This is a genomic window from Geobacillus sp. DSP4a (assembly GCF_013096875.1).
GTDB classification, from domain to species: Bacteria; Bacillota; Bacilli; order Bacillales; family Anoxybacillaceae; genus Geobacillus; species Geobacillus thermophilus.
On record NZ_SDLD01000045.1, the window covers coordinates 1 to 22,751 of the forward strand.

Here is a 22,751-nt window from a genome sequence, read left to right on the forward strand (position 1 = left end):
CCCCCTCAAGATGAGATTTCCCACCGCGTCAGGCGGGTAAGATCCCTCGAAGATGACGAGGTCGATAGGTCCGAGGTGGAAGCGTGGCGACACGTGGAGCTGACGGATACTAATCGATCGAGGGCTTGACCTATAAGCGGCTTCTTCCGACGGTTATCTAGTTTTGAAGGAATGACTTTCCTTCTTGACAACATTTATTTTTTAAGTATAATAAATGATGTCGAAACTGAATCGCTTGCCTAGTGGTGATAGCGGAGGGGAAACACCCGTTCCCATCCCGAACACGGAAGTTAAGCCCTCCAGCGCCGATGGTAGTTGGGGCCAGCGCCCCTGCAAGAGTAGGTCGCTGCTAGGCAATCTTATTCACCAGGGAGTAGCAACACGCCTAATTCCCTTTTTTCTTTTTGTTTTGCGAGTTTGATCTCAGGACTGCCCGGGAGGCTCAATATGGCCTTAGCAGGGCAGTCCTTTTGTTTTGTATGGCTGTTTTTTTGGCGCTGGCAGTGGCAACGTTGCCGTTCCTTATGGTAAAATTTCAAAAGCGGAAGCAAAGATGATAAAATGGAATAAGGTGGAATACCATGAAGCAATTTGAACTTACCGTGCATTCTCCGGAAGAGACGAAGGCGGTTGCACGCCGGCTCGGAGAACGGCTTCAGCCGGGGATGGTCATCGCGTTAGAGGGAGATTTAGGTGCGGGAAAAACAACGTTTACGAAAGGGATTGCCGAGGGGCTGGGCATTGTACAAAACGTCAACAGCCCGACCTTCACGATTATCAAGCAGTATGATGGGCGGCTGCCGCTTTATCATATGGATGTGTATCGGCTTGAAGACGAATGGGAGGATCTCGGATTTGATGAATATTTTAACGGTGATGGTGTTGCGGTTGTCGAGTGGGCCCATTTGATTGCGGGGCAGCTGCCTGAGGAGCGGCTGACCGTTTCTTTGTTTCGCCATGGCGGCGATGAACGGAGACTTGTCTTTGAGCCGTCAGGGTGGCGCTATGAACAGCTATGCAAGGAGATTTTTGCGTCATGAAAATATTAGGGATTGATACATCGAATATGCCGCTAGGCATTGCTGTGGCGGATGGGGATGTTATTAAAGGGGAATTCGTTACGAGTGTCAAAAGAGATCATTCTGTCCGGGCGATGCCGGCCATTGAGTCGCTGCTTCGGCAGTGCGGAATGGCGCCCAATGAGCTTGATTTAGTTGTTGTTGCGAAAGGCCCTGGATCTTATACCGGGGTGCGGATCGGTGTCACCATTGCGAAAACGCTCGCTTGGTCGCTCGGCATTCCGATAGCCGGCGTCTCGAGTTTAGAGGTGCTCGCCGCTAACGGCCGGTATTTCCCCGGTTTGCTCGTCCCGCTGTTTGACGCGCGGCGCGGACAAATTTACACCGGGTTGTACCGGTACGAGGACGGCGCGCTCCGATGCCTTGAAGCGGACCGGATTGTGGCGGCGGACGAGTGGGCCGATCATTTACGCAGACGGGGAGAGGATGTATTGTTCATCGGGGCCGATGCGCCGGTATATAGTGAGCTGTTTCGGAGCCGCTTGGGCGGGCGGTTTTTCATGACGCCGCCGCCGTTGACATTGCCGCGGCCAAGTGAGCTCATCATGCTCGGAAAAGAGAAAGAACATGAGAATCCGCATACGTTTGTGCCGAATTACATCCGTCTTGCGGAAGCGGAAGCGAAATGGCTTGCGAAACAAAAAGGGGACGGGGACGATGGGGATCGATGTGCAATTCCGGCCGATGACCATTCATGATATCGATGAGGTCGTGCAAGTCGAACAGGCGTCGTTTACCGCGCCGTGGAGCCGGGAATCTTTTTATAATGAACTGATGTACAATCGTTACGCGAAATATATTGTCATGGTGCACCGCGGACGGATCATCGGGTATGCGGGGATGTGGCTCGTGATTGATGAAGCGCATGTGACGAATGTCGCTGTGCTGCCACAGTTTCGCGGACAAAAACTCGGCGAAGCGCTTATGCGCCGCCTTATGGAAACAGCCAAGCAGCATGGGGCGGCGACGATGACGCTGGAAGTGCGTGTCTCGAACCATGTCGCCCAGTCGTTGTACCGAAAGCTTGGGTTTCGCAATGGCGGCATCCGCAAACGGTATTATCCGGACAATTTTGAAGATGCGCTAGTGATGTGGGTGAAACTGACATGAATGAAAACGTGCATGTACTAGGTATTGAAACGAGCTGCGATGAAACAGCGGCGGCCGTGGTGAAAAACGGAAAAGAGATTTTATCGAATGTTGTGGCGTCGCAAATGGAAAGCCATCGGCGGTTTGGCGGTGTTGTGCCGGAAATTGCCTCGCGCCATCATGTCGAACAAATTACACTCGTCATGGAGGAAGCGATGCGGCAGGCTGGCGTATCGTTTTCCGATCTTGATGCCATTGCGGTGACGGCCGGACCGGGGTTGGTTGGGGCGCTCCTTGTCGGGGTGAACGCCGCAAAGGCGCTCGCGTTTGCCCACGGGTTGCCGCTTGTCGGGGTGCATCATATTGCTGGTCATATTTACGCCAACCAGCTCGTGGCGGAGATGAAATTTCCGCTGTTGGCGCTTGTCGTTTCCGGCGGGCATACGGAGCTTGTTTACATGGAAGGCCACGGGGCGTTTCAAGTCATTGGCGAGACGCGCGACGACGCTGCTGGTGAGGCGTATGACAAGGTGGCGCGGGCTTTAGGCCTTCCGTACCCAGGAGGACCGCACATCGACCGGCTGGCTCATGAGGGCGAGCCCGTGATTGATTTGCCGCGAGCGTGGCTTGAGGAAGGTTCGTATGATTTCAGCTTCAGCGGCTTAAAATCAGCGGTTCTCAATGCGCTCCACAACGCGAAGCAGCGCGGCGAGGAGATCGATCCGAGACAGATGGCCGCGAGCTTTCAGGCCAGCGTCGTCGATGTGCTGGTGACGAAAACAGTGCAGGCGGCGAAACAGTACAATGTGCGGCAAGTGCTGCTCGCCGGCGGAGTGGCGGCCAACCGCGGGCTTCGGGCTGCACTGCAGGAGAAAATGAAAGAGCTCCCCGATGTGGAGCTTGTCATCCCACCGTTATCGCTATGCACTGATAATGCGGCGATGATTGCCGTTGCGGGAACTGTGTTATATCAACAAGGAAAGCGGGCTGATTTGGCGCTCAACGCCAATCCAAGCTTGCCGCTTGTCTAGAAGGTCGGTGATTTAGTACAAAATACTGCTAGCTCCACTTGTTTCTCAATTAGAGAAAAACTGTGGAATCAGCCTTCTTTTTTGGCGAAATGCCGTTGATTTGCTCGTGACAGCAGTTTGTCACCGGCCTTCTAGGGGGTTGGGGATTTCATGAAAAACTGGCCCAAAACGCACTTTTCTCAAGTTAAAAATCCTTTTAAAGAGCGGATCGCTTAGGGCAGGCGGTCTGCTCTTTTTTGTTTGGCAAGCGGAACGGCCGTCGGGTGGGGACTTGTTGTGCATATTTTTATCCATAGGTTGTGGACAATGTGGAAAAGTAAAAAAAACATGATAACGGCGAGGAGTGCAATACACAATCATTTTTTCATAGAGGAAAGGGATTGGTTGTGGATAATGTGGAAAAGTCGGTGAATAACTTCTGTTTTGCACAGAAAAGTGTGGATTTCTTTGTGGATAATGTGATTAACACAAAAACGGGGCTGACCTAAAAGGTCGCCTGCCTTCAAGATAGGCGCACGTCTAGTGCGGCAGAAACAGCAAGCATATATATGCAACGAAAGAGGGTGTTCCAATCCTTTGGGGACACCCTCTTGTCAGTCATCGTCCTTCACCTAAGAAGCAGCTTTCATGAACAAGGCAAAAAGCTGCTAAACGAGTTGGCCTGTGATCGGCCTGGCGCGGTGATGCGCACGAGCAGTGCACATGAAGCCGCTAGATGCCCGTGTTGGCGTTCCCTGGCAGCGGATTGGCTCAAAACGAGGCGTAGAGCTGTTCCCACTCGGCCAATAACGTTTCAAGCTGCTGTTTCCGCTTTTCGTTTTCTTGCGTGAGCTGCTGCACGGTTTCATAATCGCCGTATACAGACGGGTCGCACAGCTGCTGCTCGGTTTCAGCGATTTGTGCTTCCAGTGCGGCGATCTCGGCTTCGATCTCTTCCAGACGGCGCTGCCGTTGGCGCTGTCGTCTTTTTTCCTCTTTTTCTTGCTCGTATGTGGATTTGGCTGTTTCGCCGCTGTCCGGTGATGCGGGTGGGTGGGAGTCCAGGCGCGCCAATTCGCGCATTTCTTCTTTTTTCGCCACGTAATAGTCATAGTCTCCTAAATATTCGACAAGCCCATCACCCGAGAGTTCAAACAGCTTTGTCGCGATGCGATTAATGAAATAGCGGTCGTGGGAGACGAACAAGATCGTTCCCGGATAGTCGACAAGCGCCTGCTCGAGCATCTCTTTGCTGTCAAGGTCGAGATGGTTGGTCGGTTCATCCAACAAGAGAACGTTGGCTTTTTGCAGCATGAGTTTGGCGAGCGCCAGGCGTGCTTTCTCTCCGCCGCTTAAGGCGGAAACCGGTTTTAAGACGTCGTCGCCGGAAAACAAAAAGTTGCCGAGCACGGTGCGAATTTCTTTTTCGGTTTTGTCCGGGTAGGCGTCCCACAACTCGTCGAGCACTCGTTTGTTTGTCGACAGTTCCGCCTGGTTTTGGTCGTAATAGCCGATTTTCACATTTGCACCGTACCGGAGCTTTCCGGATTGGACTGGGAGCTTTCCGGCGATCGTCTTCAACAATGTCGACTTGCCGATGCCGTTTGGTCCGACCAAGGCGACACTCTCCCCCCGTGTGATGCGAAAGCTGATTTGGCGGATGACCGGTGCGCCTTCGCGATAGCCGGCGGTCAATTGCTCTGCGGTGAGCACCTCATGGCCGCTCGGCCGCTCAATCGCAAAAGAAAAAGAAGCTGATTTTTCATCTCCGGCCGGGCGTTCAAGCCGCTCCATTTTTTCGAGCTGCTTTCGCCGGCTTTGCGCCCGTTTCGTTGTCGAGGCGCGGGCGATGTTGCGCCGGATGAAGTCTTCGAGGCGGGCGATTTCCTCCTGTTGCTTTTCGTATCGTTTTAGCTCTTGTTCGTATTGCTCGGCCCGAAGCTCCAAATAGCGGCTGTAATTGCCGCTATACCGCTTAAGCGTCGCGTTGGACAGCTCGTACACTTCGGTGACGACTTTGTCCAAAAAGTAGCGGTCATGGGAAACGAGCAGAACGGCGCCGGGGTATGCCTGTAAATATTGCTCGAGCCATGTGAGCGTATCGAGGTCCAAATGGTTCGTCGGCTCGTCTAAAATGAGCAAGTCCGGCTTGGCCAACAGCAGTTTTCCAAGGGCGAGCCGCGTCCGCTGTCCGCCGCTTAGCGAGGAAACGGGCGTTGTTTGGTAATCGTATGACGAAAATTGCAGCCCGTGCAAAACAGAGCGGATGTCGGCTTCATACTGATAGCCCCCTTGTTCTTTGTATTGCTCTTGCAAGTTGTCATACGCTTGAAGCGTTTTTTCGTAGCGGGACGGATCGGCGAGCAGATCCGGGTCGCCAAGCTGGGCGCCGAGCTCTGCCAGCTGCGCTTCGATCGCCCGGAGCGACGCGAATACGTCCAGCATCTCGTCCCAAATGGAGCGTGACGAGTCGAGCCCGCTGTTTTGCGCCAAATAGCCGATTTTGATATGGCTTGGCTTGATGATTTCACCGCTGTCGGAAGAAAGTTCGCCGGCGATGATCTTCAGCAGCGTCGATTTGCCTGCGCCGTTGCGGCCGACAAGAGCAATGCGGGCGCGGGACTGTATTTCTAGTTTTATATTCGATAAAATAAGGTCAGCGCCAAAATATTTCGTGATTCCATTCACTTGCAAAATGATCATGTCCGTCACCTCGCGAATAGTTTAACGTAAGTCGCGAAAACGGTCAAAGACAGATAACGAAAAATGGTGTATAGTGATAAATGGAGGAGATTGTCTTGTCATCGTTTACGCATTTCAATGAACAAGGCCGGGCGAAAATGGTCGACATTACGAACAAGGAAGATACGATCAGGATAGCGGTGGCGAGAACGAGCGTCACCGTCAATGAAGAGATTTACGAAAAGATGACGAACAATGCCATTGAGAAAGGTGATGTGCTGGCGGTAGCCCAGGTGGCCGGGGTCATGGCGGCGAAAAAAACGGCCGATCTTATTCCGATGTGCCATCCGCTTATGTTAAAAGGCGTCGATATTGCCTTTGCTTGGGAAAAAGAGGCGGAAGCGTATAAACTTGTGATTACCGTGACGGTCAAAACGAAAGGGAGCACAGGAGTGGAGATGGAAGCGCTGACGGCGGCTTCGGTATGCGCATTGACTGTGTACGACATGTGCAAATCGCTCGATAAAGGAATGACGATCGGTCCAACGTATTTGGTCGAAAAAACGGGCGGGAAGTCCGGCCATTATCGACGGAAAACCGATTAGCTGGGGGATGAAACGATGAGCAACGAACAACCGAAAATCCCGCAGGCGACTGCCAAGCGTCTGCCGTTATACTATCGGTTTTTGAAAAATTTACATGCCTCAGGGAAGCAGCGCGTGTCCTCCGCTGAGCTGAGCGAGGCGGTGAAAGTCGATCCGGCAACAATTCGCCGCGACTTTTCGTATTTTGGCGCGCTTGGCAAAAAGGGATACGGGTATAATGTCAATTATTTGTTGTCGTTTTTCCGCCAGACGCTTGAAGAGGATGAGGTGACCGAAGTCGCCTTGTTTGGCGTCGGCAATTTAGGCACCGCCTTTTTAAACTACAACTTTTCGAAAAATAACAACACGAAAATTGTCATGGCGTTTGATGTCGATGAACGGAAGGTCGGAACGACAGTCGGCGGGGTGCCGGTCTATCATCTCGATGAGCTGGAGGAGCGGCTTCGCGGCGACATTCCGGTCGCGATTTTAACCGTGCCGGCCGCCGCGGCTCAAGCGCTGACTGACCGCCTTGTCGCGCAAGGAATTAAAGGCATTTTAAACTTTACTCCGGCGCGGCTGAACGTGCCAAACCATATTCGCGTCCATCATATCGATTTAGCCATTGAGCTGCAGTCGCTCGTCTATTTTTTGAAAAACTATCCATCGCCATCGTAAAAAGGAGAGAACAACACATGAAATATTTGTTGCTCGTTCTTGTCATTTTGTTGCTGTTTGGCACGAAAAAGCTGCCGGAGTTGGGGCGGTCGTTCGGCCAGTCGCTTCGCGAGTTTAAAGACGCCACAAAAGGGCTCGCTGATGACGAAGAAACAAAAACCGACCGATGACAAGGCAGGATGGGGAAACGATGAATGACAAAGAAATGTCCGTGTATGAACACCTCGGAGAGCTGCGGAAACGGCTGATCATCGTGCTTCTCTTTTTCGTTGCGGCGCTTGTAGCCAGCTTCTTTTTTGTCGATGACGTCATTGTGTATTTGCAGCACACTGCGGAAGCGAAACAGCTGACGATGAACGCGTTCCGCCTCACCGATCCGATTAAAGTGTATTTTCAGTTTGCCTTTGTCATCGCCGCTGTACTGACCGCTCCGGTGCTGCTCTATCAAATTTGGGCGTTTGTCAGTCCGGGGCTGTATGAAAAAGAGCGGAAAGCAACGCTCAGCTACATTCCAGCATCGATCATTCTATTTTTAGCCGGGGTTGGTTTTGCGTATTTCGTCTTGTTTCCATTTGTCGTCCGGTTTATGAATCAGCTGGCGGAACGGCTCGGCATTCAACAGATGATCGGCATTAACGAATATTTTCAGTTTTTGCTGCAGCTCGTGCTGCCGTTTGGCATCGTGTTTCAGCTGCCGATTGTTGTCCTGTTTTTCACCCGCTTAGGGCTTATTACGCCGCAGCTTCTTGTTCGCATCCGCAAGTATGCGTATTTGGCGCTGCTTATTTTAGCGGCCGCCATTACGCCGCCGGATGTGTTGTCGCAAGTGATCGTCATGATTCCACTGACGCTTTTGTATGAGGGGAGCATCTGGGTTGCCAAAATCGGCTATCGAAAGGCGCAATTAGCGGCGGAGGAAGGAAGCGGCGATCCATATTGAGGGCAGCATCAAGAGGACGGTTCATACGGCGCCAGGCAAAAACCCTCCCCAAATGGGGAGGGTTTTATTGTCTCGGTGTGAAGAACAAGCGAAAGGCGGTGCCGAAATCAAAAGCGGCCAGCGCCGCCAATGCGATGGTTGAGACGTTCCAAATCGTTTCATGAACGCTTTCGATCGCCAAATACGTAAACAGGAAGCCCAAGATGAAATACGGAACAGAAAACAGCCGCGGATGGCGCGTCATAGCCAAATCCTCCAAATGGCCAGCGGCAGTTCCGCTTGGCGCATCATGTTTTCCAATTCATCAGCCAACAAAATTTGAACGGCAACGACAAACGTGTTCATTGCTACATGGGCGAACATCGGCACGAAAATGCGTCCGGTTTTGGCGTATAAAAAGGCGAACACCATCCCCATGGATGTGTACAAAAGCAAATGCTCCGGCTCCATGTGGACGAGAGCGAACAGAAGCGAGCTGGCCAGCGCTGCCAACCAAAAGTTGTATTTTTCATAAAGCGAGCCAAAAATGATTTTGCGGAAGATGAGTTCCTCCAAAACCGGGCCGATGACCGACGTGACGACGACGAGCAATGGCGTCAGGCGGATGATGTCGATGATTTGCCTTGTGTTTTCCGAGCCCGGCTCAATGCCCAATAGACGCCATTCGATGTTGGCGGCAACGCTTTGCGCGGCAAGCGCCAAAAAGACGCCCGAGATCGCCCACATCCATGACGAGGCGAGCGGCAGCCGCCGCATTGTCCGTTCATCGCGGTCGCCGCGCAGCAGCCATAAAATGATGGCAAAAGCCAATAAAAAGCTGATGACCGCCCAATAGCCGGAGGCAATTTTCGCTGCTTCGAGACGTGTTTGCGCGCCTTGGCCGACGCCGAGGGCGCGAAGGAGCGGCACACCGACAAAGGAGGACAGCTGCATGGCGATATAGGTGATGATGACATACCAGTAACGGCGCTTCAAATCGTTTTACCCCTTTATTTCAAATATATCCGTATTGTAGCACATGTTCGGCGAAATGATAAGAAAAGCGCGCCGGCCGTGGTTGGCGCGGCCGCCACAAAAAAATTGCCTAGCGTTGTTTATTGATGTTAGAAATGTGCAATAATGAAAATGGATTTTGTGCGCCGATTGATCTGGGGCCTGACAGCTTGTTATCCCATTTTCTCCTTATCTTCGCGCATGAAAGAAAAACAGTTATTTTTTTGTATTTCCTACTTGCAAAACGGAGAAGAGTTCATTAATATTATAAGTGTGTTAGCACTCAATAATGATGAGTGCTAATAAGAACGGCGAAAACTATCGTTAAGGAGGTTGTTTCCCGTGTTGAAGCCATTAGGCGATCGCATTGTCATTGAAGTCGTGGAAACTGAAGAAAAAACGGCTAGCGGCATCGTGCTGCCGGATACGGCGAAAGAAAAGCCGCAAGAAGGCCGTGTTGTCGCTGTCGGTGCAGGCCGCGTGCTTGACAACGGCCAACGCGTTGCGCCGGAAGTTGAAGTCGGCGACCGCATCATTTTCTCGAAATACGCCGGCACGGAAGTAAAATACGACGGAAAAGAATACTTAATTTTGCGCGAAAGCGATGTTTTGGCTGTCATCCGCTAATATATTGCGTTCACCACATAAACATTCCGGAAAACGGACATATCCTTAACTTTATGACACGAATACTTACCTTTTTCACGGCATGCAGTGAAACAAATTCATAAGGAGGTAACGGGGTATGGCAAAGGAAATTAAGTTCAGCGAAGAAGCGCGCCGTGCGATGTTGCGCGGGGTGGACAAACTCGCAGACGCAGTGAAAGTCACATTAGGTCCGAAAGGCCGCAACGTCGTATTGGAGAAAAAATTCGGTTCTCCGCTCATCACGAACGACGGGGTAACGATCGCGAAAGAAATCGAACTCGAAGATCCGTTTGAAAACATGGGCGCGAAACTGGTCGCTGAAGTCGCCAGCAAAACGAACGACATCGCTGGGGACGGGACGACAACGGCTACCGTATTGGCTCAAGCGATGATCCGTGAAGGATTGAAAAACGTGGCAGCTGGCGCCAATCCGATGGGCATCCGCCGCGGGATTGAAAAAGCGGTAGCGGTAGCGGTTGAAGAATTAAAAGCCATCTCCAAACCGATCAAAGGAAAAGAATCGATCGCCCAAGTGGCTGCGATCTCGGCTGCTGACGAAGAAGTCGGCCAATTGATCGCTGAAGCGATGGAACGCGTCGGCAATGACGGCGTCATCACGCTTGAAGAATCGAAAGGCTTCACGACGGAACTCGACGTTGTCGAAGGGATGCAATTCGACCGCGGTTACGTTTCGCCGTACATGATTACAGATACGGAAAAAATGGAAGCTGTTCTCGAAAATCCGTACATCTTGATTACGGACAAAAAAGTATCGAGCATCCAAGAGCTGTTACCGGTTCTTGAGCAAGTCGTGCAACAAGGCCGTCCGCTCTTGATCATTGCGGAAGATGTCGAAGGCGAAGCACTCGCAACGCTTGTTGTCAACAAGCTGCGCGGCACATTCAATGCGGTAGCTGTCAAAGCGCCTGGCTTTGGCGATCGCCGCAAAGCGATGCTCGAAGACATCGCGATTTTGACAGGCGGCGAAGTCATCTCCGAAGAGCTTGGCCGTGAACTGAAATCGACCACGATCGCTTCGCTCGGCCGTGCGTCGAAAGTGGTTGTTACGAAAGAAACGACGACGATCGTCGAAGGCGCTGGCGATTCGGACCGCATCAAAGCGCGCATCAACCAAATCCGTGCGCAGCTTGAAGAAACGACGTCCGAATTCGACCGCGAAAAACTGCAAGAACGCTTGGCGAAACTCGCTGGCGGCGTAGCGGTCATCAAAGTTGGCGCAGCGACAGAAACGGAATTGAAAGAACGCAAACTGCGCATTGAAGATGCGCTCAACTCGACTCGTGCTGCGGTTGAAGAAGGCATTGTCGCTGGCGGTGGCACGGCGTTGATGAACGTCTACAGCAAAGTTGCGGCCATCGAAGCGGAAGGCGATGAAGCAACGGGTGTGAAAATCGTCTTGCGCGCGATCGAAGAACCGGTTCGTCAAATCGCGCAAAACGCTGGTCTGGAAGGCTCGATCATCGTTGAGCGCCTGAAAAACGAAAAACCGGGCATTGGCTTCAACGCGGCAACAGGCGAATGGGTCGACATGATCGAAGCTGGTATCGTTGACCCGACGAAAGTCACTCGCTCGGCGCTGCAAAACGCTGCCTCTGTCGCCGCCATGGTCTTGACGACAGAAGCGGTCGTTGCCGACAAACCGGAAGAAAACAAAGGCGGCAATTCGGGCATGCCGGATATGGGTGGCATGATGTAATCTCGCCGCAAAAGCCTTGGAACACTGGGGGTTTCCCCGGTGTTCTTTTTCTTTTTGACTATATATGCCTCAGCCAGGTGTTCTTACAGCCGCTGATCGGGTGAAGGGCAGCTGTTGTTTCTCCCTCATATCGCTATTCTATTGCACCTTTTCCTCCGCTGTGCTAGTTATCGCACCTCAATGAAAAACGCATAAATCGCATTCCCTTTTTTCCAAGAGGCGTGAATGGCATAAATGTATGCCCCTTTCTTTTCCGGAAGAGGAATGATTCCGTTTTGCACCGGGCGCCAGTCGGCATCTCCGCCGTTCCATACACCCGCTTCGATCGTCAACGGGCGGTCGTCAAATTGGAGGTGTAATTTTGCCCCAGGGGCAACCGGATGGGGATTCATGTTTTTCACGAGCAGCGGCGGGGCGGCAGCGTCGGCCACGACTCCGCGGCCGCCTGTTGACCATGTATATGTTCCGAGGCGGTGGTCGATTGTCTCTCCGTCGACGGCCAATCGTAAGTCAGGCGGTTGGATGTCGCCCGATTGGCAACCGGACAGCCATACAGCGATGAGGAGCCATAGCCATCTATTTTTCATGTCGTTTTCCCCTTTCTCAGTTAGACGTTTTGCCTGCTCATTTGTTTCATTGTCGATTGTGATTTTGGGTAAAATTAGAAATGGAAAGGCGATATCCAAAGGAGGAGAATGAAATGAACGTGCGGATTGAACGCGATTCGCTCGGTGAGGTGCAGGTGCCGGCTGATAAGTACTGGGGGGCACAGACGGAGCGAAGCCGGCAAAACTTTCGCATCGGCAAAGAAACAATGCCGCTTGAACTCATTTATGCCTATGCCGAGCTGAAAAAGGCGGCGGCGATCGTGAACCATCAGGCTGGAAAGCTGAGCGAAGCGAAGCAGCGGGCGATTGTGGCCGCGTGCGAGGAAATTTTGGCGGGCCGATGGGATGACCATTTTCCACTCGTCGTCTGGCAGACGGGAAGCGGGACGCAGACGAATATGAACGTCAACGAAGTCGTGGCGAGGAGGGCGAATGAGCTGCTAGGTGACGGGGAGGGGCGCATTCACCCAAACGATGATGTCAACATGTCGCAAAGCTCGAACGATACATTCCCGACGGTGATGCATATCGCGATCTACATGAAAATCCAAACACATCTCCTGCCAGCGCTTGATGGCTTGATCGGAACATTCGCTGCGAAAGAACGCCAATATGAAAAGACGATCAAAATCGGGCGCACCCACTTGCAAGACGCGACGCCGCTCACATTTGGGCAGGAGATTTCCGGCTGGCGGACGATGCTGGAAAAAAGCAAGGCCATGATCACCGAAGCGAGTGAGAAGCTGCTTGATTTGGCGATCGGCGGCACGGCGGTCGGAACCGGAATCAATGCGCCGCCGGGATTTGGCGAACAAGTGGCCGAGCAGCTGAAGGCGCAAACCGGCTATCCATTCCGTTCGGCAACAAACAAATTCCATGCGTTGACCAGCCATGACGAGATTGTTTACGTCCACGGGGCATTGAAAGCGCTCGCTGCCGATTTGATGAAAATCGCCAACGACATCCGCTGGCTGGCGAGCGGGCCGCGCTCCGGGCTCGGGGAGATCACGATTCCAGCCAATGAACCGGGGAGCTCGATCATGCCGGGGAAAGTGAATCCGACGCAAAGCGAAGCGATGACGATGGTCGCTGTTCAAGTGTTCGGCAACGACGCCACGATCGGTTTTGCGGCAAGCCAAGGCAACTTCCAATTAAATGTGTTCAAGCCGGTCATCGCCTATAACGCCATTCAGTCCGTGCAGCTGCTCGGCGATGCGATTCGTTCGTTTGATGAGCGGTGCGCCAAAGGGTTGGAGGCGAATGAAGCGAAAATGAAAGAATACGTAGAGCGGTCGCTCATGCTCGTGACGGCGCTGAGCCCGCATATCGGCTATGACCGGGCGGCGGAAATCGCGAAGCTCGCCCATCGCGAAGGGTTGACGCTCAAGGAAGCGGCATTGAAAACCGGGTATGTGACAGCTGAGCAGTACGAAGAATGGGTGAGGCCGGAGAAGATGATTTAGCGGCACAAAACGACGGGTAGATCAGCCGTGAGCGAATAGGCGGGCCAAAAACGCTCATCCCGATTCAAGGGATGAGCGTTTTTCCATTGAGACAGCCTCCTGCCGCCAGCTGGCTGCTTTGCACCGGGCAAATGTTAAGCAAACAGGCGAATGAGTTCATTAATCGACAAGACGGCAAACAGCGCCAGACAAAGAACGAGCAGCGCATTCGAGAGCCAATGGTTGCGCCCTTCGTCCGGAAGCGCTTTTTTCGAATTGAGCAAATAAAGAAGCGTCACAGCCAAAAATGGCATAAACAGCGCGCCGAGCGCCCCGTAGGCGATGATGAGTCCGACCGGCTTGCCGATGAAATGCAAGAGCATCGGCGGGAAGGTGAGCCAAAAGACGTAGAAGCGGAACGCTTTTGACTGGTTGAGCGATTCGGCGCCAACCGGCGTTTTCTGCATGTTGCGAACAAAATCGGCGAACAAATACGAAACGCCGTTCCAAACGCCGATGACCGATGTAAATGACGCCGACCAAAAGCCGAGCAAAAAGAGCCAACGGGCGGCCGGGTGCAGCTCGTTGCCCATGATCGAAGCGAATGACACAAGCCCCTGCTCGCCGCTGATCGTCGTGTTAGTGCCGTACAACAAGGCGGCCCCAAGCACGAGAAGCGACAACGTAAAGATGGCGGTGACAATATAAGCGACAGCGGAATCATAGCGCATCGGCGATACGTAAGCTCGCCCTTTCCAGCCGTTTTCCTGCAGCCAATATCCGTATGACGCCATGGTGATAGAGCCGCCGACGCCGCCGATCAGCCCGAGAGCATACAAAAGCGACCCTTTCGGCAAATCCGGAACGGCCGTTTTCCAAAGATCATCGAGCTGCGGCAGGACAAGAAGCGCCGAGCCGACCACGGTAATGAACATGAGCCCGACGAGCACATTCATGACCCGCTCAAACAATTGGAATCGGCCGGACCAAGTAATCGCAAAGCCAGCCACCCCATGGATGACGGCCCACGCCCAAAGCGGAATGGACGGGATCATCGCTGACATCGCCAAGGCGCACGATGACGTACCGGCCGCGCCGTATACGAATCCCCAAATAATGGCGTACACGCCAAAATAGATTGAGGCCCATTTCCCCATTGACTGCCAGCCTTCGAAAATGGTTTTGCCGCTGAGCAAATGCCAACGGCCGACCCCTTCATTCAACACAAACTTGAACAATGCACCGACGATGATCGCCCACATAAAGACAAGGCCGTAGTTCGTTCCGGCGACAAGGGCGGCCACCAAATCCCCGGCCCCGACTCCGGTCGCTGCGACGATCAGCCCCGGGCCGATCATCGTCCACTTCGATTTCCCCATTTTTCTCTTCCCCCTTGTTGCAAATGGATTCCAAAAGTTCCGTATATTCGATATTATAGTAATAGTATAAACTGCGTCTTGTCTACCGCTGAAAGACCCATTCATTACTATAAAAGGAGTTTGATGTCATGGCGATTTACGAGCCGCTGCTTCCCCCTTTTGAAAAGGTGGTCCGCAACATTGAGCAAGTCATCGTCGGAAAACGCGACGTCATCATCCTCAGCTTAACAGCGTTATTGGCCAGAGGCCATGTGCTGCTCGAGGATGTGCCCGGCGTCGGCAAGACGATGTTGGTGCGTGCGCTGGCGAAATCGTTCAACGTGGAGCTGAAGCGCATTCAGTTTACGCCGGATTTGCTGCCGAGCGATGTGATCGGCGTTTCCGTCTACAATCCGAAAACACAGCAATTTGAGTATAAACCCGGACCGATTGTCGCCCACATCGTGCTCGCGGACGAGATCAACCGGACGTCGCCGAAGACGCAATCGGCGCTCCTGGAAGCGATGGAAGAAGGAAGCGTGACCGTTGACGGCGTCACCCGGGCGCTGCCGCAGCCGTTTTTGGTGATGGCGACGCAAAATCCGATTGAATATGAAGGAACGTACCCGCTCCCCGAGGCCCAGCTTGACCGGTTTTTAGTGAAACTGCACATGGGCTATCCGTCTCCCGATGAGGAAATCGAAATGTTAAACCGTCTCGAAAAAGCGGCGCCGCTTTCGGAGATCGGGCCGGTGATGCCGCTTGATGAACTGCTCACTCTGCAGCGAAAGGTGATGGGCGTGCATGTGAGCGACACCGTGAAGCGGTATATCGTCGATCTCATCCAGCAAAGCCGTGTGCACGAAGCGGTCTATTTGGGCGTCAGTCCGCGCGGGGCCGTCGCTTTGATGAAGGCGGCGCAGGCGTACGCGTTCATCCATGGCCGCGATTTTGTCATCCCCGATGATGTGCAACAGCTCGCTCCGCATGTGCTCGCCCACCGTCTCTTGATTCGTCCTGAAGCAAAATGGGACAAGCTTGACGCCGCTGCCGTCATCAAACAGCTTCTAGCCCGTACGCCGGTGCCGGTGCAAGGACGGCGATAAAAGCGATGAACGCGAAGCGAATGAAGAAGGGGAGGCGTTGGCTCCCGCTTGTTGGATTGTTGCTGTTGACCGCCATCTTGTTTTCCTACGCCATGTTTCAAGGCGGATTTGTCAGCTGGTTTTTGTTTTACAGCTTTTTGCCGTTTGGACTGCATGCGTTTGCCGTCGCCTTGTATCCGATCAGACGCGTTGCGGTGAGCCGGACGGTGCCGGCGAAGCGCTATCATGCAGGAGAACCGATTCCGGTGACGGTCCGCATGGAGCTGCCTTGGGCGATTCCGCCCGCTGCCCTCACCGTTTCGGGCCAGGAGCCGCGGCATGGAGGGGCGATGGCCGCGTGGCCGTTTCGACGCCGCCTTTCTTGTGCGTGGTCGCTCTCGTTGCCGCGCGGCCGCCATCAGTTGGACATCGTGCGCCTCGAGGCTTCTGACGCCCTCGGCTTTGTGAACAAAGCAGAATCGTTTTCGGCGCCGTGCACGATCATCGTGTATCCCCGCTATTGGCCTTGGCCGGCAGAAATGGTGCGTGAATGGTTCGCCTATGGAAAAGCGGCCCGCCCGCTTGCTTACCGCCGCGATCTGGCGGTGGCGGCCGGCGCCCGCGAGTACGCGCCCGGTGACAAAATGTCGTGGGTGCATTGGAAGGCGTCAGCGCGAAGGCAAGCGTTGATGACAAAAGAGTTCGATGAGCCGCGCAATGACGATTGGATCGTCGTGCTCGACGGCGCCGCATCGCCATGGTTTGAGGAGCTTGTCACGCTGGCGGCGTCCATCGCGAAAGCGTTGATCGATGAAGGAGTCCCAGTCGGCCTGCTCGTGACTGGAAAAGCCCGTTCTTATTTAGCGCCGCGGCGAAGCGAGGAGCAGTGGCCGTCGCTCCTTCTCCGTCTGGCGGAAGCGGAGGCGAACGGATCAGCGCCGCTTGCGTCTCAATTGGCGGAGGAGGGGAACTGGAGAACAGCGGCCGGTTGCGTGGTCGTGACGTCGAGGTTATCCGCCGAGTTGGCTGCGCAGCTGCGAGCGATGGCGTCAAAACGCTGCATAGTGTTGTATGTGGTCAACCGTGAATGGGGAGAGGACGAGCGGAGGTGGGCGGACGGACTCCGCCATGCGGGGGTGCACGTATCCCACATGCCCCCTCAATCATGGCAAACTGTCCGGCAAGGAGGAGAAGACGGATGAGGCGGTTAGGGACAAGGAAGTTGTCTGCTATGCTGCCCAACGTCCTAGCGGCTTGGCTGCTCACGGAATGGCTTTGGCCGTTGGAAGACGTGACGGATACAGCGCATATTAGAGTGTTTGCGGCCTTTGTCGCCCTTTGCTTCGGGATGTATTGGCTCCGCCTTCCGATCTGGCTGTCCGCTTTGGGGAAAGCGGGATATATATGGTGGTCGCTCGCTTGGCTGTTTTCGTTCCATTCGGCCGCCTCGCTGCCGTATGCCTTATGGCGGGATGGCGCGGCTTGGCTGCAGGGGGGACGCTTGTCCATGCCGAGCGATGCCGTGCGCACCTTTGCCTTTTTTCTGCTGCTATGGGCCATCTCGTTTCTGTTTCATTGGCTGATTGTCCAGAAAAAACGGTGGTTTGTCCCATACGCATTGACAGTTGGGTATATCGCTGTGCTTGATACGTTTTTTCCGTATAGCGGGAACGACGCGATCGTTCGCCTTGTGGCGCTTGGCTTTTTCGCCTTCGTTTGGCTGCATGGCGAGCGGCTGCAGGCAAAAGCGCCGTCTTTTCGCATCGGAACGTGGCGGGTGGCCGCTCTATTCATTCCGGCTGCTGCTTTGGCGGCTGGGTATGCGGGACCAAAGCTGCCGCCCCAATGGCCGGATCCGGTTGCGTTTATCCGCAGCGATCATGCCCAGCCGGAAGAAACGAACGATGACTCACCTTCTCCTGGCGTGGCAAAAGTGGGATACGGACAGAATGATTCCCGCCTCGGCGGGCCGTTTATCGCGGATGATACCGTCGTCTTTACGGCGAAAGATCGAGGGCTTCATTACTGGCGGATTGAGATGAAAGATATTTACACCGGCAAGGGATGGGAAGTGTTTCCGAGCGAGCAAGTCCGCTCGTTTGCCAACGGCGAAGAGCTCAAGTATGAATGGTGGAGCGATCAAGTTGAGACAGTGGAGCAAAAGGCGGAGATCGAGCGGCGCGATCAAGGGTTTCATCTCGTTTATCCGCTTGGGTTGCGGCGGGTGGAAGCAGCCGAACCGGTCGTGTACCGCATGGATGTGGCGACAGAGAAAATTTATACGACCGATGACAGGGCGAATGCGTTCCCTGTTGGCAAGTATTCATTGACCTATTGGGAGCCGGATTTTCCGATTGCGGCGTTGCGCGCCGCGCCCCCAGTTCGAGACCCTCTTCTGTTGAAACGATATACGCAGTTGCCAAAGACGCTTCCGCAAAGGGTGCGCGACTTGGCGAAGCAAATCGCCGCCGGAGAACAGACGGCTTACGACAAAGTGAGAGCCATTGAGCAGTATTTTCAACTTGGGCAATATACGTACGAAACAAAGGATGTCGCCGTTCCAAAAGAGAACGAAGATTACGTCGATCAATTTTTATTTGAAACAAAACGGGGGTATTGCGACAATTTTTCGACTTCTATGGTCGTGCTCGTGCGTTCGCTCGGCATTCCGGCGCGCTGGGTGAAAGGCTATACGTCCGGAAGGCTGGTCAGCGAGCAAGACGGGGAAAATCTTTACGAAATCCGCAACCATGACGCTCATGCGTGGGTTGAGGTGTATTTTGAAGGCGTCGGCTGGGTGCCGTTTGAGCCAACGCGGGGGTTTGTCAACCCGTATGCGTTTTCACTTTCTCAACAGAATGAGGAGCAACAAGCGCAGCCCTCGCAGCCGGAACCACAGGAACAGCCGCGCGTGCCGCTCGAACAATTGATCAAACGATCATCGCCAGAGCAAGACCGCCATTGGTGGGAGAAGCTGGCCGACAGTTGGTCATGGCAAATGGTGCTGGGCGTGTTCGCGATGCTAGCGGCATTGGGCGGAACGATTTACACGACAAGACGAAAATGGTGGCCGCGCCTTACGCTCCTTCGATTCCGCCGCCGCCAAGTTGACGGCCCGGAATGGCTTGTCCCCGCTTACTTGGCATTGTTGCGTCAGCTGCATGACTACGGGCTGAAACGAAAAGAAGAGGAAACGTTGCGTCAGTATGCCATCCAAGTGGATCGTTTATTCGAAACCGATGAAATGGAACGGCTGACCAAATCGTATGAACAAGCGGTCTACGGCGCAAACAGCAGTCGGATCGATTTCCGTGAGGCGCGCCAATTGTGGGAAAATTTAATAAAAAGGACGATCTCTTGACCGCCTGCCGGCAAGTTGATAGAATGAATTCAAATTTGCATACGGATAGACGAAAGCCCTTCATATAAGCGCAAGAATATGGCTTGCGCGTCTCTACCGGGCCGCCGTAAACGGCCCGACTATGAAGGCAGAAGACGCTGCTATTCTGCCTTCATCCACGTTTTGGGCAACGGCAGCGTTTATTTTTTGGACGGGGTGGAGAACATGAATCAAGAAATGATCGTCGTATTGGACTTCGGAAGCCAATATAACCAACTGATCACCCGCCGCATCCGTGAATTTGGCGTGTACAGCGAATTGCATCCGCATACGATTCGCGCCGACGAGATTCGCGCGTTGAACGCCAAGGGGATCATTTTTTCCGGCGGCCCGAACAGCGTATATGATGAGCAGGCGTTTCGGTGCGACCCGGCGATTTTTGAGCTCGGGCTGCCGATTTTAGGGATTTGCTACGGGATGCAGCTGATGGCGCACCACTTAGGCGGCAAAGTGGAAAAGGCGTCGCACCGCGAGTACGGGAAGGCGCTCATTCAAGTGAAACATGACTCCCTGTTGTTCCACGGTTTGCCGGACGAACAAGTCGTCTGGATGAGCCATGGCGATTTGGTTACCGCTCCGCCTGACGGCTTTGTCGTAGATGCCACAAGCCCTTCCTGCCCGATCGCAGCGATGAGCGATGAACGGCGGAAGTGGTATGGAGTGCAGTTTCATCCCGAAGTGCGCCACTCGGTCTACGGCAACGATTTGTTGAAGAAGTTCGTTTTCGATGTATGCGGCTGCCGGGGCGACTGGACGATGGAAAACTTCATCGATGAGCAGGTGCGTCGCATTCGCGAACAAGTGGGCGAAAAAAGAGTGTTGTGCGCCTTAAGCGGCGGGGTTGACTCGTCGGTTGCGGCTGTATTGGTGCACCGCGCCATCGGCGATCAGCTCACCTGCATTTTTGTTGACCACGGCCTTCTTCGCAAAGGCGAAGCGGAAAGCGTCATGAAGACGTTCCGTGAGCAATTCCAGATGAATGTCATCAAAGTCGATGCGAAAGAGCGCTTTTTGGCGAAACTAAAAGGGATCACAGACCCGGAACAAAAGCGGAAAATCATCGGCAACGAGTTTATTTACGTCTTTGACGATGAGGCGGCGAAGCTTGAAGGCATTGAATTTTTAGTGCAAGGGACGCTCTATACCGACATTATCGAAAGCGGCACGGCGACGGCGCAAACGATCAAATCGCACCATAACGTCGGCGGTTTGCCGGAAGATATGAAATTCGAACTGATCGAACCGCTCAATACGCTGTTTAAAGACGAAGTGCGCGCTCTTGGCACACAATTAGGCATTCCGGACGAAATCGTTTGGCGCCAGCCGTTCCCGGGTCCGGGGCTTGGCATTCGCGTCCTTGGCGAGGTGACGGAAGAAAAATTGGAAATCGTCCGCGAATCGGATGCGATTTTGCGCGAAGAAGTGAAAAAAGCGGGGTTGGACCGCGACATTTGGCAATATTTCACTGTTCTTCCCGACATCCGCAGCGTCGGGGTGATGGGTGATGCCCGCACGTACGATTATACGGTCGCCATCCGCGCCGTAACCTCGATCGACGGGATGACCGCCGATTGGGCCCGCATTCCGTGGGATGTGCTGGAACGCATTTCAACGCGCATCGTCAACGAAGTGCCGCACGTCAACCGCGTCGTCTACGACATTACAAGCAAGCCTCCGGCGACGATTGAGTGGGAATAAAAACGAACAAAAGACGAGCATTTCCAAAGAAATGTTCGTCTTTTTTCTTGACAAGCGACCGACAGGCTGATACAATAGCCGTGGAATCATGAATATTGTCGAATTCCGTCGTATAATCCCGGGAATATGGCTCGGGAGTTTCTACCAAGCTACCGTAAATAGCTTGACTACGAGGGATGTGAAATAGAGAGTCGATGTCCTCTCTCTGTTCGTCATTCCTTCTTAGTCAACGCTTCTGGTAGCTGCAGAAGCGTTTTTATTCTTTATAGGGGGGACAGACGTGAGAAAGTATTTTCAGTTTGATGAGCTCGGCACGAATTATCGGACGGAGATCATCGCCGGGCTGACGACGTTTTTGTCGATGGCGTACATTTTGTTCGTCAACCCATTTACCTTGTCGTTAGGGGCGGTGAAAGATTTTCCTGACGAACTGCGCATTGACCAAGGAGCCGTCTTTGTCGCGACGGCTTTGGCGGCGGCATACGGGTCGATTTTAATGGGAGTGCTGGCCCGCTACCCGATCGCCTTGGCGCCGGGGATGGGGCTGAACGCTTTCTTCGCCTTCACGGTCGTCTTGCATATGGGCATTCCGTGGCAAACGGCCTTGGCGGGAGTGTTTGTTTCCGGCATCATTTTTACGATTTTATCGCTCACCGGCATTCGAGAAAAAATCATCGATGCCATTCCCGTTGAACTGAAATATGCCGTCAGCGCCGGAATTGGGCTGTTCATCACGTTCATCGGCCTGCAAAACGCCGGCATTATTGTGAATAACGACGCCACCCTGGTCGGATTGAGCGATTTGAAGGATGGCAATACGCTGCTCGCCATTTTCGGATTGTTCATCACCGTTGTTTTAATGGTGAAAAAGGTAAACGGCGGCGTCTTTTACGGCATGGTCATTACGGCTGTCGTTGGCATGATTTTCGGACTGATTGAAGTGCCGAAACAAATTGTCGGCGCGATCCCGGACATTTCCCCGACGTTCGGCGTCGCGATTGAACACTTGCCAGATATTCTTTCGCTGAAAATGCTTGGCGTCGTCTTGACATTCTTTATTGTCGACTTTTTCGATGCGACCGGCACCCTTTTGGCAGTGGCCAACCAAGCCGGGCTGTTGAAAAACAACAAACTGCCGCGCGCCGGCAAAGCGTTGCTTGTTGACGCGACAGCGGTGATGGTTGGGGCGGTGTTTGGCACATCGACGACGACATCGTATATCGAATCGTCGGCCGGCGTCGCTGCTGGAGGACGCTCCGGGTTTTCCGCGGTCGTGACGGGGATTTTGTTCTTGCTGGCGCTGTTCTTCTCCCCGCTCCTGAGCGTCATTACCGCACCGGTCACCGCACCAGCGCTCATCATCGTCGGGGTGTTGATGGCTTCGTCGATCGGCGAAATTGACTGGAAAAAGTTCGAAGTCGCCGTGCCGGCGTTCTTCACCTTGATCACGATGCCGCTCTCCTATAGCATTGCCACCGGCATCGCTGTCGGCTTCATCTTTTACCCGATCACGATGCTGTTGAAAGGCCGCGGCAAAGACGTTCATCCGTTGTTGTATGTCCTGTTTGTCGTCTTTATCTGCTACTTCGTCTTTTTGCGGGAATAGAAGAGGAGTGAACTACCCCCACTTAATTTTCTAGCGAAAATTTGAAGTGGGGGCTTCCAAAGAAGTTTGACTGCTTCAAGCAATCCTTATTCTTTGAGGCGTGTCCACTTCGCCGCTAGAGCATAAGACACTCA

Annotated in this window: 21 protein-coding genes, 2 rRNA genes and 2 riboswitches; of the genes, 18 read left to right on the forward strand and 5 right to left on the reverse strand. The window is 53.6% G+C overall.

Annotated features, from left to right (window positions below):
• From ETC02_RS13835 to tsaD, 6 genes are all read left to right on the forward strand, one after another.
• Positions 1-133: ribosomal RNA gene (locus ETC02_RS13835) — 23S ribosomal RNA — on the forward strand; the annotation flags it as partial.
• 105 nt (positions 134-238) lie between these two features.
• Positions 239-355 (forward strand): 5S ribosomal RNA (gene rrf / locus ETC02_RS13840).
• Between the two features lie 226 nt (positions 356-581).
• A complete protein-coding gene (gene tsaE, locus ETC02_RS13845; protein ID WP_033010045.1) occupies positions 582-1,040 on the forward strand; it encodes a tRNA (adenosine(37)-N6)-threonylcarbamoyltransferase complex ATPase subunit type 1 TsaE in 459 nt (152 codons plus the stop codon).
• Positions 1,037-1,777, forward strand: coding sequence for a tRNA (adenosine(37)-N6)-threonylcarbamoyltransferase complex dimerization subunit type 1 TsaB (tsaB, locus tag ETC02_RS13850; RefSeq protein ID WP_047817699.1), 741 nt, complete (start codon positions 1,037-1,039; stop codon positions 1,775-1,777). The genes tsaE and tsaB overlap by 4 nt, the downstream gene beginning before the upstream one ends.
• Entirely contained in the window at positions 1,737-2,189 is a 453-nt protein-coding gene (gene rimI / locus ETC02_RS13855) for a ribosomal protein S18-alanine N-acetyltransferase (protein ID WP_033010040.1), read from the forward strand. The genes tsaB and rimI overlap by 41 nt, the downstream gene beginning before the upstream one ends.
• Positions 2,186-3,199, forward strand: coding sequence for a tRNA (adenosine(37)-N6)-threonylcarbamoyltransferase complex transferase subunit TsaD (tsaD, locus tag ETC02_RS13860; RefSeq protein WP_050368105.1), 1,014 nt, complete (start codon positions 2,186-2,188; stop codon positions 3,197-3,199). The genes rimI and tsaD overlap by 4 nt, the downstream gene beginning before the upstream one ends.
• Positions 3,200-3,949: 750 nt before the next feature.
• Here the strand turns inward: tsaD and ETC02_RS13865 are convergent.
• A complete protein-coding gene (locus ETC02_RS13865; RefSeq protein ID WP_050368106.1) occupies positions 3,950-5,881 on the reverse strand; it encodes an ABC-F family ATP-binding cassette domain-containing protein in 1,932 nt (643 codons plus the stop codon).
• A gap of 95 nt (positions 5,882-5,976) precedes the next feature.
• On the opposite strand from ETC02_RS13865, the gene moaC reads away from it, so the two are divergent.
• From moaC to tatC, 4 genes are read left to right on the forward strand one after another with little or no spacing between them, the layout of a single operon-like run.
• Positions 5,977-6,465 carry a cyclic pyranopterin monophosphate synthase MoaC gene (gene moaC / locus ETC02_RS13870; protein WP_033016803.1) on the forward strand — a complete coding sequence of 163 codons (489 nt, stop codon included), beginning with the start codon at positions 5,977-5,979 and terminating at the stop codon, positions 6,463-6,465.
• 15 nt (positions 6,466-6,480) lie between these two features.
• A complete protein-coding gene (locus ETC02_RS13875; protein ID WP_033010037.1) occupies positions 6,481-7,122 on the forward strand; it encodes a redox-sensing transcriptional repressor Rex in 642 nt (213 codons plus the stop codon).
• A gap of 17 nt (positions 7,123-7,139) precedes the next feature.
• Positions 7,140-7,292, forward strand: coding sequence for a twin-arginine translocase TatA/TatE family subunit (gene tatA / locus ETC02_RS13880; RefSeq protein WP_031406010.1), 153 nt, complete (start codon positions 7,140-7,142; stop codon positions 7,290-7,292).
• A gap of 20 nt (positions 7,293-7,312) precedes the next feature.
• Positions 7,313-8,062 carry a twin-arginine translocase subunit TatC gene (tatC, locus tag ETC02_RS13885; protein ID WP_033016804.1) on the forward strand — a complete coding sequence of 250 codons (750 nt, stop codon included), beginning with the start codon at positions 7,313-7,315 and terminating at the stop codon, positions 8,060-8,062.
• A gap of 64 nt (positions 8,063-8,126) precedes the next feature.
• Here tatC and ETC02_RS13890 read toward each other — a convergent pair whose 3' ends face one another.
• A complete protein-coding gene (locus tag ETC02_RS13890) occupies positions 8,127-8,306 on the reverse strand; it encodes a YdiK family protein (protein ID WP_033010036.1) in 180 nt (59 codons plus the stop codon).
• Positions 8,303-9,037 carry a CPBP family intramembrane glutamic endopeptidase gene (locus ETC02_RS13895; RefSeq protein WP_044742383.1) on the reverse strand — a complete coding sequence of 245 codons (735 nt, stop codon included), beginning with the start codon at positions 9,035-9,037 and terminating at the stop codon, positions 8,303-8,305. Before ETC02_RS13895 ends, ETC02_RS13890 begins: the two co-directional genes overlap by 4 nt.
• A gap of 360 nt (positions 9,038-9,397) precedes the next feature.
• On the opposite strand from ETC02_RS13895, the gene groES reads away from it, so the two are divergent.
• Together groES and groL are read left to right on the forward strand one after the other, a co-directional pair.
• Positions 9,398-9,682, forward strand: coding sequence for a co-chaperone GroES (gene groES, locus ETC02_RS13900; RefSeq protein WP_033010033.1), 285 nt, complete (start codon positions 9,398-9,400; stop codon positions 9,680-9,682).
• Positions 9,683-9,800: 118 nt separating this feature from the next.
• Entirely contained in the window at positions 9,801-11,420 is a 1,620-nt protein-coding gene (gene groL, locus ETC02_RS13905) for a chaperonin GroEL (protein WP_050368107.1), read from the forward strand.
• 167 nt (positions 11,421-11,587) lie between these two features.
• On the opposite strand, the gene ETC02_RS13910 is transcribed toward groL, so the two are convergent.
• Positions 11,588-12,007 carry a hypothetical protein gene (locus ETC02_RS13910; RefSeq protein WP_047817703.1) on the reverse strand — a complete coding sequence of 140 codons (420 nt, stop codon included), beginning with the start codon at positions 12,005-12,007 and terminating at the stop codon, positions 11,588-11,590.
• Between the two features lie 113 nt (positions 12,008-12,120).
• On the opposite strand from ETC02_RS13910, the gene fumC reads away from it, so the two are divergent.
• Complete coding sequence (gene fumC / locus ETC02_RS13915) at positions 12,121-13,491, forward strand: class II fumarate hydratase (RefSeq protein ID WP_050368108.1); 1,371 nt, start codon at positions 12,121-12,123, stop codon at positions 13,489-13,491.
• 134 nt (positions 13,492-13,625) lie between these two features.
• On the opposite strand, the gene ETC02_RS13920 is transcribed toward fumC, so the two are convergent.
• Positions 13,626-14,849: an Nramp family divalent metal transporter gene (locus ETC02_RS13920; RefSeq protein ID WP_171698354.1), complete on the reverse strand. Its 1,224-nt coding sequence runs from the start codon at positions 14,847-14,849 to the stop codon at positions 13,626-13,628.
• 128 nt (positions 14,850-14,977) lie between these two features.
• Between ETC02_RS13920 and ETC02_RS13925 the strand changes: the two genes are divergently transcribed.
• The 5 genes from ETC02_RS13925 to ETC02_RS13945 all read left to right on the forward strand — a co-directional run bounded on the left by ETC02_RS13925 (position 14,978) and on the right by ETC02_RS13945 (position 22,617).
• On the forward strand, positions 14,978-15,934 hold the full coding sequence (locus tag ETC02_RS13925) for an AAA family ATPase (protein WP_050368110.1): 957 nt from the start codon (positions 14,978-14,980) through the stop codon (positions 15,932-15,934).
• Positions 15,935-15,939: 5 nt separating this feature from the next.
• Complete coding sequence (locus ETC02_RS13930) at positions 15,940-17,115, forward strand: DUF58 domain-containing protein (protein ID WP_044742400.1); 1,176 nt, start codon at positions 15,940-15,942, stop codon at positions 17,113-17,115.
• On the forward strand, positions 17,112-19,274 hold the full coding sequence (locus ETC02_RS13935; RefSeq protein ID WP_050368111.1) for a DUF4129 domain-containing transglutaminase family protein: 2,163 nt from the start codon (positions 17,112-17,114) through the stop codon (positions 19,272-19,274). The genes ETC02_RS13930 and ETC02_RS13935 overlap by 4 nt, the downstream gene beginning before the upstream one ends.
• A gap of 40 nt (positions 19,275-19,314) precedes the next feature.
• Positions 19,315-19,416: riboswitch (purine riboswitch) on the forward strand.
• Between the two features lie 62 nt (positions 19,417-19,478).
• Complete coding sequence (gene guaA, locus ETC02_RS13940) at positions 19,479-21,011, forward strand: glutamine-hydrolyzing GMP synthase (protein WP_050368746.1); 1,533 nt, start codon at positions 19,479-19,481, stop codon at positions 21,009-21,011.
• An 88-nt stretch (positions 21,012-21,099) separates the two neighbouring features.
• A riboswitch (purine riboswitch) is annotated at positions 21,100-21,201 on the forward strand.
• Positions 21,202-21,291: 90 nt separating this feature from the next.
• On the forward strand, positions 21,292-22,617 hold the full coding sequence (locus ETC02_RS13945) for an NCS2 family permease (RefSeq protein WP_044742397.1): 1,326 nt from the start codon (positions 21,292-21,294) through the stop codon (positions 22,615-22,617).
• Positions 22,618-22,751 lie beyond the last annotated feature (134 nt).